Here is a 12,206-nt window from a genome sequence, read left to right as displayed (position 1 = left end):
GAGGGGTCGGCGAGGAGCACAATCTCGCCAACACCCTCTCCCCAACGACCCTTTGCCCGTTATCGTGGTAGGGATCCGCCGACCGGATTTCGCGGCCACAGACAGGTGAGCGCAGGGGGAAACCGTGGCGCTGATGCACGAGCCGACCGCCCCGTACCACTCCGCCCAGGACGCGCTGCGCATACTGGAGACCGTGGCCCGCCACCCCGCCGGCGTCACCGACACCCAGCTGACCCGCCGCACCGGCCTGCTCCCCGAGCGGCTGACCGCCCTGCTGCGCATGCTGCGCCGCGAGGGCTATGTCGAGCAGATCACCGACGGGGCGTACGTCACCGGCGACACGCTGCGCCGCCTCACCTCGGCGCACGACCGCGAGCGGGCCCTGGCCGACAAGCTCCAGCACACACTGGACCGGCTGCGGGACTCGGTCGGCGCGGCCGTCTACATGAGCCGGTACGTGGACGGCGAGGTCAAGGTCACCCAGTACGCCGCGGGACCGGCCACCCCGGCGGTCAACGAGTGGGTCGACTTCCGCTACTCCGCCCACGCCACCGCCGTGGGCAAGAGCCTGCTGACCCAGCTGGACCACAACGCCCGCCGCGACCACCTCTCCCGGCACAAGATGGCCCGCCTCACCTCGCGCACCATCACCAGCGACAAGCTGCTGCTCTCCCGCCTGGAGTCGCAGCCGCCGACCGTGCCCGTCCTGGACCTCCAGGAGTACGCGATCGGCACGGTCTGCGCGGCCGTCCCGATCACCGCGGGCTCATCGGTCGGCTGCCTGGCCCTGTCCCTCCCGGTGGAGCACGCCCACCGTCTGCGCCAGGCCGCGGACGCCCTCAACCGCAGCGCTGCACCGGTCCTGCTCTCCCTGACGATCTAGGCGCCGCGGGGGTGGTCATGACCACCCCCGCGGACCAGGTAGTATTTTCTTCGTCGCCGGCCGCGAAGAGCGGAAGGCGAGAGTCATGCGCCGCTAGCTCAGTTGGTTAGAGCAGCTGACTCTTAATCAGCGGGTCCGGGGTTCGAGTCCCTGGCGGCGCACGAGGATGATGGCGAGCCACGTCCGCGGAAACGCGGAACCGGCTCGCCATCTCTGTTATTGCGCGGCTGTGCCGCGCGGGGCGGGGGCTCCGCCAACCCCGCTCCCCGTCGAGGGGTCCTTCGCGCAGCCGAGGGGCCCCTCGACGTCTTCCGCGGTCAGCCTCCGGTAGGCGTCCTCCCCGAACGGCCGCCACCACACCGGATCGGCGCACCGGAAACCCTCACGCCTGAGCAGTGCCCGGTGGATCTTGTTCGTCGCGGTCACCGGCATCCGCTCCACCACCCGCACGAACCGGGGCGCCATCTTCGTCCCGAGGTCGGGCTGCGCCCGCAGGAACGCCGCGAAGCCCTCCGGCTCGAACCGCCCCGCGACGGTCACCATCACCTGGTCGCCGGTGACCGGATCCGGCACCCCGTACACGGCGGCGGCCACCGCACCCTCGTACCGGGCGACGATGTTCTCGATCATCGCGGCGGCCAGGTTCTCCCCGTCGACCCGGATGCGGTCGCCGGTACGGCCCGCGAAGTACAGATAGCCCTCGGCATCCCGGTAGAAGAGGTCCCCGGTCCAGTAGGCCCCGCCCCGCCGCCGCTCGGCCTCCGCCGCCGGGTTGCGCCAGTACCCCTCGAAGGGGTTCGGCCCGCGGTTGACCAGCTCGCCTATGGCCTCGTCGCCGTTGACCAGCCGTCCACCGGTGCCGAAGACGGCCGGCGGGCACTCCCGCTCCGTGGCCGGATCCAGCACCGCCAGTCCTGGCCCCGCCGGCCCCACCGCACCCGCCGGGGTGCCCGGCGCCCACTGGACGGCCGCCCCGCCCTCGGACGAGCCGTACCCCTCCACCAGCCGCACCCCGAACCGCCGCTCGAAGGCCGCCGCGTCCACCGCCCCGGCCTCCGTCCCGAAGCCCGTCCGCAGCGGGTTGTCCCGGTCGTCGGGCCGCGCCTCGGTGGCCAGGACGTACTGGACGGCCCGCCCGACATAGGTGAAGTACGTCGCCCCGTACCGGCGCACGTCCGCGAGGAACCCGGACGCCGAGAACCGCCGGCGCAGCGCCACCCCGGCTCCGGCGGCCAGCGCGGGCGCCCAGTCGGCGATCACCGCGTTGCCGTGGAACATCGGCATGCAGACGTAGTGCACGTCCTGCGCCCGCACCCCGAACTGCCCCGCCAGCGCGTACCCCGCGGCGGCCAGACGGCCCTGGGAGCAGATCGCGGCCTTGGGCGCGCCGGTGGACCCGGAGGTGAAGCAGAGGAGCATCCGGTCGGCCGGGGCGGCCCGGGACGGATCGGGCACGGCGTCGGCGTAGGGGGCGAGGAGGGCGCCGTACTCCGGGGTGTCGGTCACGAGGATCCGCACTCCCGCCCGCTCGCCCCCGCTCGCGCGAGGGGAGTGCCGGGGCAGGCCGAGCCCGGCCAGCAGCGGCAGGTGCGCCCGCTCGGTGACCAGCACCGGGCACTCGGTGTGCAGGATGTCGCGGGCCAGCTCGGCACCCCGGCGGGTGGGGTTGATCCCGGCGACGGCCGCCCCGGCGAGGGCGGCCGCCCCGAGCCACAGCGGGAACTCCTCGGTGTTGTCGAGCAGCACGCCGACGTGCCGTACGGCACCCGGTGGCAGCAGATCGGCGAGCAGCGCCGCACGGGCCGCGGCCCCGGCGGCCACCTGGTGGTGGGACAGCACCCGCTCCTCGCACCACAGTCCCGGCCGGTGGTCTCCCCAGCGGGCCGCGACCAGCTCGGCGACCGTGCGCGTCATGGGTTCCATGACGCGCACGGTAGATGACGGTTCGTCAGATGTGGAGGGTCACGGCAGCATCCCCTGCGACTCCGAGAAGGCCATGTGGACGACGACGATGAAGCCCACACAGAAGGACATGGCGACCCCGAGGAACGCCAGACCGCACCCCGTGCCGAAGGCGAGCCTGCCGCGCGAGGGGGGAAGCGCGGTGGCCCGCTCGGGGCATTCCGGCAGATAGCGCACGGTGACGAAGTCGCCGTCCACGACGGTCGAGGGGCCGTTCTCCTCGTCGAAGCGGACCGTGCGGCCCTCGCGGGTGGTGAACTCGTAGACGTGGTGGAGGGTGGTGCTCACGGAGGTGTCCCCGCCGCCCCCGCTAGTCGTCGTGTACGCCCGCAGGCAGCGGCCCTCGGCGACCAGGCCGTGCTCCCAGGTCCGGCTGATCCGCCGGGCCCGCCGGACCAGCAGAAGGGCCGCGTACCCGATGCCGCCGATCATGAGGGTGGGTATGACGTACAGGAGCAGTTCCATGAGACCCCCCGAGGTCCGTTCGCCGTCCCGCTCGGCCGGCGTGCGAGGAACGTACCCGGTGAGCGGGACAACCCGGCTCAAGAGAAGCTCAGTAGCAGAATCGGGACACTCCGATCCGCATGCGCCGGCAACCGGAACGCCGGCACCGGCGCACGCGGACCCTGCCCGTGGGGGGGATCAGAAGGTGACGTCGGAGCAGGCGTAGAACGCGTTGCCCGTGTCGGCGATCGTCCACACCGCGAGGATGACGTGGTGACCGCTCAGCCCGGACGGCAGTGTGCCGCTGTGGCTGAGGGTGGCCGGCGGACGCTGGCCGTTGTACGGCACCGTCAGGAACGGGGTGAGGTTGAGGTCGGAGCGTGCGAGGGCGTGGTTCTGGTTCCAGCCCTGTCTGGTGACGTAGTACTTGAAGTCCGTCGTGGCGTGCATGGCGGTGAACTGCCAGCGGAAGGTGTACGACTGACCGCCGGTCACCTTGGTGGTCGGCCAGGCCGCGCCGGACGGCGTGACGGGCGAGCTGAGCTGGGCGAAGCGGCTCAGGCCGCCGTTGCAGATCTGGCCGTCGGCGGGCCCGGCGGCCGGGAAGCCCTTCGGGCCCTCGACGCTCTGCGGCTCCCACTGGATGTCGCCGCAGTTCGTCACGGTGCCGTTCTGGCAGAGCTTCTGCCTGCTGATGGGGAGGTCGGTGTAGCCGTGCCCGCTGGCGCCGCCGGTGGAGAGCACGAAGGCTCCGGCGGTCACCACGCCCAGCACGGATGCGGACAACGCAGAGAGTCTGGTCTTTGTGCGCATGCTGCCGCTCCTGGAGAACGTGGGGGAGGTTCACTGAGCTGAGCCGTGCGGTAGGTCTAGACCAAGTCTCAGATTATTGGCGCTAGTTGAACATGTCCATACCAATCGCGACACCCCCTCCGCGGGCACCTCACACCGGCTCCCCGCGTCCCGAGCAGAACGCCACGGTCAGGTCGCGGACCAGCACCTTGCGCTCGTAGTCGTCGAGTTCGACGAGACCGCGCACGGTCAGCCGGGTCACCGTGTCCTCCACCGAGTCCACGACCGAGTTGAGCATGCTGGACCGCTGGCGGGCGTCCAGGGCGGCGATCCGGCGCTTGTGCATCGCGGCCGAGACCTCGGGGGCGTACTCCACCCGGACCGGCTGCACCGAGAACACCTCCAGGCCGATCGGCCCCGCGTCCGCCGCGACCAGCCGGGTCAGTGTCTCGCCCGCCGCCGTCACCCCGCCCCGGGTGCCGCCCGGCAGCTCCACCGGAACCCGGGCCAGCGCGGCCTCCACGCACTCCCGCAGATACGTCTCGTGGTCGTCGATCTCCAGCACGGCCCGCGCCGTGTCCCGCACCCGCCACACCACCAGCATCACCACCCGCAGCGGCACCCCGTTGGCGTCCGCCGCCGGCATCGCCTCGCTGCGCCAGTGCCGCAGCCGGACGTCGACCCGGCGCCGCCGCAGCAGCGGGTTCACCCAGAGCAGGCCGGTGCGCCGGACCGTCCCCCGGTAGCGGCCGAACAGCCCGAGCAGCCAGGCCTGCCCGGTACGGCCCCGGGCCAGACCGCCGAAGCCGGTCAGCCCCAGCGCCCCGGCTCCGGCGTACGCCGCCCACTGCGCCGGCCCCAGACCCGCGCCCGTGTACGCCGGCAGGCGCAGCGACTCCACCGCGAGCGGCGGCAGCACGCCCGCCCACCACGAGGTGGCCAGGCACCCCGCGAGGCCGACCGTGCCGGTCAGTACCCCGGCCACGCCGGGCAGTACCCGCGCCGGCCGCTCCACCAGGTCCGGGTCGACCTGCGGCACCGCCCGGCTGCGGGCCGGGGCCGGGCGGGCGAGGCGCGGCTGTTCGCCGGTGCCCTGGCGGCGGCCCACCACGGCGGGCTTCAGCGGCACCGGCACCGGCTCGGGTTCGTCCCGGAAGAGCAGATGGACCGGGATCTCGGTGGTCACCTCGTTCTGGATCAGCCGGGCCGGACGGGTGACCGTACCTCCTGGGCCGGCCGGGACCGCCGGGCTCCCCGTGCCTCCCGCGGCACCCGGGCCCGCCGCGGGTGGCGGGCCGTCGGGATGCTCCTCGGACTCGGGTGTGTGTGACGTGGTCGTACTCATGCGTGCCTCCAGCCTCCGCGCCAGATGCGTCATGACAGGGGTGCCGGCAGTGGTGCCGGCAGTGGGAGTGGAATCAGGGGTGCTCAGGGGTGCGGCCGCGCGCAGCACGGGCGGATGCTGCGCGCGGCACGGGTGGCGCCTAGGCGAACAGGCGGCGCCAGGTCTCCGGGCCCGGGTAGCCGTCCGCCGCGCCGCCCCGCCAGCCCTGGCTGCGCTGGAAGGCCGCCACGGCCCGCCGGTCCGCGTCACCCCAGCGGGGGCCGGGTCCGGTGGCGTAGAAGCTGCCGAATCCTTTCTCCACCAGCCGCTTCCCCAGCTCGGTGATGTACGCGTTCTCCTCGCCCGGGCGGAAGAGGTTCCGGCCGGGATAGCCCGCCACCCCGTGCGAGGCGGGTGTCCGCAAGGGCCCGGCGGGCCGGGGTTCGGCCGCCTCCTCGCCGTGTGCGCGGGGACCGGGGTGTCCGGCGCCGGGGAAGCGTGCCGGAGCCTTGTCGTCGGTCGCCGGCTGCTTGCCCGTGACGGCCGGGTCCTTGCCCGTGACGGCCGGGTCCTTGCCCGTGATCGCGGTGGGCACCCCCTTGTAGCGGTACGGGACGTACTTGTCGGCGTGCGTCCAGTAGGGGTACGGGGTGGGCTGGGTGCGGGCGTGCGGGGGCGTCTGCTCGTAGACCGTGTAGTAGGTGTGGGCGGAGTCCGTCCAGCCGCCGAAGAGCACGACGTGGGAGCCGTTCTCCGGGTTGTCCGGGTTGTGGAAGAGCAGCATGTCGCCGGGCTGCAGCTCCTCCTTGGTGATCTTCACCCCGAACTGGTCGAGGCTGCCCGTCCACTCGTTCGTGCCCAGCCCCCAGGCCATGGAGACATAGCCGGAACAGTCCTGCCGGTACCCGTCGGTCCAGTAGTCCTCCATGCTGTAGGGCACCTTCGCGGCGACCCAGATCTTGGCCCGGTCGATGATCTCGGCCCGGGTGGTGGCGGGAATCGGGACGGCCGGGGGCTCGGCCGGATGGGCGGCGTCCGGGCCGTACAGCGGGGACTTCTTGCCCTGTGGGGTGGCGGGGTCGCCGTCCGCGGCGGGGACTGCGGGACGGTGCGGGGCGTGGGGGGAGGCGTGGGCGGCCGCCGGGAGGGCCGAGCCCAGGGCGGCGGACGCGGCCGCCGCCACGACCACGAGCCCTCGGACCGCCGGACGGCCGCCGAAGCGGGCGGGCAGCCGGCCGGAGCCTGTCAGCCGCCCGTGGACGCAGCCGGGGCAGTCACAGTCGCTCACGGGGTCGACGTCCTCGAACACCGGGGTAGTCATGCGATCTGCCTCACATTCGGTGGAAATGTCCGCGAGTGTGCACGTTGATCAGTTTCACAACTGTGGTCGGGACGCGCATGTTGACGGTCCGAATGATGTACAGCCCCCCGCGCACCCTCCCCCGGCACCCGGGCGTGGTCGTGAGCACCCTTCCAGGTCAGGTAGAGTTCTCTTGTCAGCAAGCGCCGCTAGCTCAGTTGGTTAGAGCAGCTGACTCTTAATCAGCGGGTCCGGGGTTCGAGTCCCTGGCGGCGCACGATGACGATGGCGAGCCACGTCCGCGGAAACGCGGGACCGGCTCGCCATCTCTGTTTTTGCGCGGCTGTGCCGCGCGGGCGGGGACTCCGCCACCCTCACCCCCACCGCCGTCGCGGAAGGCCCCCCGTTCACGCGGGGGCCTTCTTGCTGTGTGGCCGGATACCCTCTGGCCATGGCAGCTCGTGACCTCCAGGAGCGGATCAAGAAGCTCATCATCGACCGCAGGCTGCCCTCGGGCGCGCCGCTGCCGACCGAGCCCGAGCTGATGGAGTTCCTCGGGGCGAGCCGGAACTCGGTGCGGGAGGCACTGAAGGCGCTGCAGGCGATGGGGATCGTGGAGATCCGCCACGGCTTCGGGACGTATGTCGGCCCGATGTCGCTGGCCCCGATGATCGAGGGCCTCGCCTTCCGCACGGTCGCCGGGCACTACCGGGGCGAGGACTCCCTGCTGCAGCTGCTGGAACTGCGCGAGGCGGTCGAGGCGGGCCTCGTCTCACGGCTGGCCGGGCGGCTGCCGGAATCCGACCTCGTTGAACTGAACGCCCTCGTGGACCGTATGGATCAGGAGGCCGCCGAGGGACGCGGCCTCGCCGAAACGGACCGGGCATTTCACGCCACCCTCTACCGGGGGCTGGACAACGTGCTGCTGAGCGAGGTCCTGGAGGCGTTCTGGGACGCCTTCCACCGGGTCCAGCGGGATCTGGTGGACGTGCCGCAGGACCCCCGGGTCACCTGCCGTCAGCACCGGGAGATCCTGGACGCCGTCCGGTCGGGCGATTCCATACGGGCAGAGGAGGCGATAAGAGACCACTTCGGCAACATCCGTGCCCGCCTCGCTCCCACCGGCGCGCCCGAGCCTCGCGCGCCTCACCCGCGCCACAATGAACGGGTTTGACCGGTAAACACGGCGTTTCGCGTCTTGCGATCATGCTGAACGCCGTAGAACCCTGGGGGTTCACAAAGCCGCGGAATCGCGGCAGTTGGGGGAGAACAGCCGGTTGCCCGTCAACGGGGAGGGGGCCCCGTTCATGAACTGGTGCCGAGGGGGGCATCATGCAACCGGAAGGTCGCAGTCCTATGTCTCTAGGGTGTGCAAGGCGTGGTGACGGCGACTCACCACTGACCTGCCCGTGACGGCCGAGGGGACCCCGAACGGGCGGACGAACCGACGAACACGCGGTGACCTGCGTGTGGGGGGAATGACTCATGACGTCGACGCCGACGGGCGCCCGGCAGAGCCAAGAACAGCACAACGACCCGTCACAGACCACTCGGCTCCGGACACTTACGCACCACACAGGCCAGTTCCGCAGGATCAAGAAGAGCCTGCCGAGATACGACTACGAGCACTACAGCCGGCTTGCGGGTCCCCTCACCCAGCCCGACCCGGGCAAGCCCTACAGGGTCCAGTACCGCTCGCTGCTCTCTCAGGAGCCGCACCGCATACGAGCCGCGCTCATGCTGGGCGCCGCCCCGCTGCTGTCGCTGGTCCTGCTGGCCTGGCTGCTGCAGCCCGAGCACTGGACCGAACGCGACTACCCCGCCTACGACTTCCTGCCGGCCCTGGACGTCGTCATGCTGGTCTCGATCGGTCTGATCGAGTTCTTCCGCTGCATGAACGTGCTGTCCAACGCGCATGCCACGCTGGTCGCCCGCGACCCGGTCCCGGTCGTGCCGGAGACCGGCACCCGCGTCGCCTTCCTCACCTCCTTCGTGCCCGGCAAGGAGCCGCTGGAGATGGTGACGAAGACGCTTCAGGCGGCGGTGAAGCTGCGTCACCGGGGCCTGCTGCACGTATGGCTGCTGGACGAGGGCGACGACCCGGCCGTCAAGGAGGTCTGCGCCCGGCTCGGCGTCCACCACTTCACCCGCAAGGGCGTCGCCCGGTGGAACCAGCCCAAGGGCCCGCACCGCGCAAAGACCAAGCACGGCAACTACAACGCCTGGCTGGAGGCGCACGGCGACGGTTACGACTTCTTCGCCTCCGTCGACACCGACCACGTTCCGCTGCCCAACTACCTGGAGCGGATGCTCGGTTACTTCCGCGACCCCGACGTCGGCTTCGTCATCGGCCCGCAGGTCTACGGCAACTACGACACCTTCGTCACCAAGGCCGCCGAGTCGCAGCAGTTCCTCTTCCACGCGCTGATCCAGCGCGCCGGCAACCGCTACGGCGCCCCGATGTTCGTCGGCACGTCCAATGCCGTGCGCATCGGCGCCATCAAGCAGATCGGCGGGCTGTACGACTCGATCACCGAGGACATGGCGACCGGGTTCGAGATGCACCGCGCCACGAACCCGGCGACGGGCAGGAAGTGGAGGTCCGTCTACACCCCGGACGTGCTCGCCGTCGGTGAGGGCCCGAACGCCTGGACCGACTTCTTCACCCAGCAGCTGCGCTGGTCGCGGGGCACCTACGAGACGATCCTCAAGCAGTACTGGAAGGGCTTCTTCTCGCTGCCGCCCGGCAAGCTCTTCAACTACACGATGATGATCATCTTCTATCCGATGTCCGCCCTCAACTGGATCCTGGCGGCGCTGAGCTGCGCCCTCTTCCTGGGTCTGGGCGCCTCGGGTGTGAACATCGACCCGACCGTGTGGCTGATGCTCTACGGCAATGCCTCCGCGCTCCAGATCGGCCTGTACATCTGGAACCGCCGGCACAACGTCTCCCCGCACGAGCCGGAGGGCTCGGGCGGTGTCGCCGGCATGGTGATGTCGGCCCTGTCCGCGCCGGTCTACGCCCGCTCGCTGATGGACGCGGTGCTGCGCCGCAAGAGCAAGTTCGTGGTGACCCCGAAGGGCGAATCGGCCAGCCCCGACACCTTGTTCGGGACGTTCCGGATCCACTGGTTCTTCATCCTGGTCTTCGCCGGCTCGCTCGCGGCCGGCTTCCTGTTCGGGCACTCCCACCCGGCGATGATCACGTGGGCGGTCTTCGCCCTGCTGATCACCGCCTCGCCGATCTTCGCCTGGCGGTACGCGCTGCGGCAGGAGAAGAAGAAGGCCCGGCAGGGGGCGGGGGCGACCGCACCCGCACCCGCACCGGCGGTGGCGGAACCGCAGGACGCGGTGCCCGCGCAGTACGCGGCCCTTGCGCCGCACCGCCCGCCCGCGGCGCATGCCCGCCAGCAGCGGCCCACCTGGGCCGCCTCGTCCGGGGGACCGGGCGGGGATCCGGCGGAGGACAACGACCAGACCATGCAGATCGCCCTTGGTGGACTTGGGGGACGTAAGGAATGAAGGACCAGGCCGGCCGCCGTCGTGCCCGTCGACTCGCGATAGGCACGGCGGTGGTACTCGCGCTGGCCGGGATGAACGGGCCGTGGCTCTACCGCTTCGGAACCGAGCAGTACCACCAGTACAAGATCAACAAGCCCGAGTACAAGGCCGCGAACGGCCACTGGGACATCGTCGAGTTCCCTCCGGAGTACCGCCAGGACACCATCCACGCGGCGCTCCTGCACACCGGCAAGGTGCTGCTGGTCGCGGGCTCGGGCAACAACCAGGACAACTTCGACAAGAAGAAGTTCGACACCCGTATCTGGGACCCGGTCAAGGGCACCATCAAGAAGATCCCGACGCCCAGCGATCTGTTCTGCACCGGCCACACCCAGCTGGCCAACGGCAATCTGCTGATCGCGGGCGGCACCAAGCGGTACGAGAAACTCAAGGGCGACGTCACCAAGGCCGGCGGCCTGATGATCGTCCACAACGAGAACCCGGACAAGCCGATGACGCTGCCGGCGGGTACCGGCTTCACCGGCAAGGAGAACGGCAAGACCTTCGTCTCGAAGGACCCGGTGCTGGTGCCGCGCGCGAAGAAGGTCTTCGACCCGAAGACCGGCGCGTTCCTGCGCAACGACCCGGGGCTCGGCCGTATCTACGTCGAGGCGCAGCGCAGCGGCACCAAGTACGAGACCGGTACGCAGGACAACTACCGGATCCGGGGGCTGTCCGGTGCCGACGCGCGCAACACGTACGGCATCGCGCAGAAGCTCGCCCTCGACAAGAAGGACTTCCAGGGCATCCGCGACGCCTACGAGTTCGATCCGGTCGCCGAGCGGTACATCAAGGTCGACCCGATGAACGAGGCCCGCTGGTACCCGACGCTCACGACGCTGTCGGACGGCAAGATCCTCAGCGTCTCCGGTCTCGACGACATCGGCCAGCTGGTCCCGGGGAAGAACGAGATCTTCGACCCCAAGACCAAGAAGTGGACGTACACCCAGAAGATCCGTCAGTTCCCGACGTACCCGGCGCTGTTCCTGATGCAGAACGGGAAGATCTTCTACTCGGGTTCCAACGCGGGGTACGGGCCGGACGACGTGGGCCGCGATCCCGGCATCTGGGACGTGGGCACCAACGCGTTCAGCAAGCTGCCCGGGCTCAGCGATCCCGACCGGATGGAGACGTCCGGGACCGTGCTGCTGCCGCCCGCCCAGGACGAGAAGTTCATGGTGATCGGCGGCGGCGGGGTCGGCGAGTCGAAGCTGTCCAGCAAGAAGACGCGGCTCATCGACCTGAAGGCCAAGGATCCCAAGTTCGTGGACGGGCCCGAACTGGAGAAGGGGACCCGGTATCCGCAGTCCTCGGTCCTGCCCGACGACACCGTGCTGGTGTCGGGCGGCTCGGAGGACTACCGGGGGCGCGGCGACTCCAACATCCTGCAGGCCCGGCTGTACCACCCCGACAGCAACAGCTTCACCCAGGTCGCCGATCCGCTGGTGGGGCGGAACTACCACTCCGGCTCGATCCTGCTGCCGGACGGGCGGGTGATGTTCTTCGGGTCCGACTCGCTGTACGCGGACAAGGCGAACACCAGGCCGGGGAAGTTCGAGCAGCGGATCGAGATCTACACGCCGCCCTATCTGTACCGGGACTCCCGCCCCTCGCTGAGCGGTGGACCGCAGACGATCGCCCGGGGCGGCTCGGGGACCTTCACGTCCCGGCACGCGGCGAGCATCAAGAAGGTGCGGTTGATCCGGCCCAGCGCGTCCACGCATGTGACGGACGTGGATCAGCGGTCCATCGCGCTGGACTTCAAGACGTCCGGGGACAAGATCACCGTGACGGTCCCCAAGAGCCGGGATCTGGTGCAGTCGGGGTGGTACATGCTGTTCGCGGACGACGACCAGGGGACGCCGAGCAAGGCGCAGTGGGTGAAGGTGCCGTAGCGCTCCCGCGGGCCTGCCCTCGGGCGCGGGAGCGCTGCGGTCGTG

Annotated in this window: 9 protein-coding genes and 2 tRNA genes; 6 read left to right on the top strand and 5 right to left on the bottom strand. The window is 70.6% G+C overall.

Annotated features, from left to right (window positions below; translation table 11 throughout):
- Window positions 1-124: 124 nt before the first annotated feature.
- Both ACZ7P3_RS28895 and ACZ7P3_RS28890 read left to right on the top strand, forming a co-directional pair.
- Window positions 125-883: an IclR family transcriptional regulator gene (locus tag ACZ7P3_RS28895; protein WP_472086048.1), complete on the top strand. Its 759-nt coding sequence runs from the start codon at window positions 125-127 to the stop codon at window positions 881-883.
- An 87-nt stretch (window positions 884-970) separates the two neighbouring features.
- Window positions 971-1,044: transfer RNA gene (locus tag ACZ7P3_RS28890), tRNA-Lys, on the top strand.
- A 55-nt stretch (window positions 1,045-1,099) separates the two neighbouring features.
- Here ACZ7P3_RS28890 and ACZ7P3_RS28885 read toward each other — a convergent pair.
- The 5 genes from ACZ7P3_RS28885 to ACZ7P3_RS28865 all read right to left on the bottom strand — a co-directional run bounded on the left by ACZ7P3_RS28885 (window position 1,100) and on the right by ACZ7P3_RS28865 (window position 6,726).
- Window positions 1,100-2,806, bottom strand: a complete 1,707-nt coding sequence (locus tag ACZ7P3_RS28885; protein WP_472086046.1) for an AMP-binding protein — start codon at window positions 2,804-2,806, stop codon at window positions 1,100-1,102.
- Between the two features lie 39 nt (window positions 2,807-2,845).
- Window positions 2,846-3,310: a DUF3592 domain-containing protein gene (locus tag ACZ7P3_RS28880; protein ID WP_472086044.1), complete on the bottom strand. Its 465-nt coding sequence runs from the start codon at window positions 3,308-3,310 to the stop codon at window positions 2,846-2,848.
- A gap of 177 nt (window positions 3,311-3,487) precedes the next feature.
- The gene (locus tag ACZ7P3_RS28875) at window positions 3,488-4,102 is read right to left on the bottom strand and encodes a lytic polysaccharide monooxygenase auxiliary activity family 9 protein (RefSeq protein WP_472086042.1); all 615 of its coding nucleotides are present in this window, start codon (window positions 4,100-4,102) and stop codon (window positions 3,488-3,490) included.
- Window positions 4,103-4,232: 130 nt separating this feature from the next.
- On the bottom strand, window positions 4,233-5,426 hold the full coding sequence (locus ACZ7P3_RS28870) for an SPFH domain-containing protein (RefSeq protein WP_472086041.1): 1,194 nt from the start codon (window positions 5,424-5,426) through the stop codon (window positions 4,233-4,235).
- A gap of 139 nt (window positions 5,427-5,565) precedes the next feature.
- Window positions 5,566-6,726 (bottom strand): peptidoglycan-binding protein, encoded by a 1,161-nt coding sequence (locus ACZ7P3_RS28865; RefSeq protein ID WP_472086039.1) that lies wholly within the window; start codon window positions 6,724-6,726, stop codon window positions 5,566-5,568.
- Window positions 6,727-6,908: 182 nt separating this feature from the next.
- On the opposite strand from ACZ7P3_RS28865, the gene ACZ7P3_RS28860 reads away from it, so the two are divergent.
- The 4 genes from ACZ7P3_RS28860 to glxA all read left to right on the top strand — a co-directional run bounded on the left by ACZ7P3_RS28860 (window position 6,909) and on the right by glxA (window position 12,161).
- A tRNA-Lys gene (locus ACZ7P3_RS28860) sits at window positions 6,909-6,982 on the top strand.
- Window positions 6,983-7,156: 174 nt separating this feature from the next.
- Window positions 7,157-7,879, top strand: a complete 723-nt coding sequence (locus ACZ7P3_RS28855) for a FadR/GntR family transcriptional regulator (RefSeq protein WP_472086037.1) — start codon at window positions 7,157-7,159, stop codon at window positions 7,877-7,879.
- A 311-nt stretch (window positions 7,880-8,190) separates the two neighbouring features.
- Complete coding sequence (locus tag ACZ7P3_RS28850; protein WP_472086036.1) at window positions 8,191-10,227, top strand: glycosyltransferase family 2 protein; 2,037 nt, start codon at window positions 8,191-8,193, stop codon at window positions 10,225-10,227.
- The gene (gene glxA, locus ACZ7P3_RS28845; RefSeq protein ID WP_472086035.1) at window positions 10,224-12,161 is read left to right on the top strand and encodes a radical copper oxidase GlxA; all 1,938 of its coding nucleotides are present in this window, start codon (window positions 10,224-10,226) and stop codon (window positions 12,159-12,161) included. The genes ACZ7P3_RS28850 and glxA overlap by 4 nt, the downstream gene beginning before the upstream one ends.
- Window positions 12,162-12,206 lie beyond the last annotated feature (45 nt).

This window comes from Streptomyces sp. NPDC107581 (genome assembly GCF_055657175.1).
The sequence above is the reverse complement of the archived record's forward strand: the minus strand, read 5'-3'. Positions and strand labels throughout refer to the sequence as shown.

What these genes read in the sequence shown, in the direction of transcription:
- ACZ7P3_RS28865 (WP_472086039.1), bottom strand. Translation starts at nt 6,726, where the DNA reads ATGACTACCCCGGTGTTCGAGGACGTCGACCCCGTGAGCGACTGTGAC.
- ACZ7P3_RS28875 (WP_472086042.1), bottom strand. Translation starts at nt 4,102, where the DNA reads ATGCGCACAAAGACCAGACTCTCTGCGTTGTCCGCATCCGTGCTGGGC.
- ACZ7P3_RS28850 (WP_472086036.1), top strand. Translation starts at nt 8,191, where the DNA reads ATGACGTCGACGCCGACGGGCGCCCGGCAGAGCCAAGAACAGCACAAC.
- ACZ7P3_RS28855 (WP_472086037.1), top strand. Translation starts at nt 7,157, where the DNA reads ATGGCAGCTCGTGACCTCCAGGAGCGGATCAAGAAGCTCATCATCGAC.
- ACZ7P3_RS28870 (WP_472086041.1), bottom strand. Translation starts at nt 5,426, where the DNA reads ATGAGTACGACCACGTCACACACACCCGAGTCCGAGGAGCATCCCGAC.
- glxA (WP_472086035.1), top strand. Translation starts at nt 10,224, where the DNA reads ATGAAGGACCAGGCCGGCCGCCGTCGTGCCCGTCGACTCGCGATAGGC.
- ACZ7P3_RS28885 (WP_472086046.1), bottom strand. Translation starts at nt 2,806, where the DNA reads ATGGAACCCATGACGCGCACGGTCGCCGAGCTGGTCGCGGCCCGCTGG.
- ACZ7P3_RS28880 (WP_472086044.1), bottom strand. Translation starts at nt 3,310, where the DNA reads ATGGAACTGCTCCTGTACGTCATACCCACCCTCATGATCGGCGGCATC.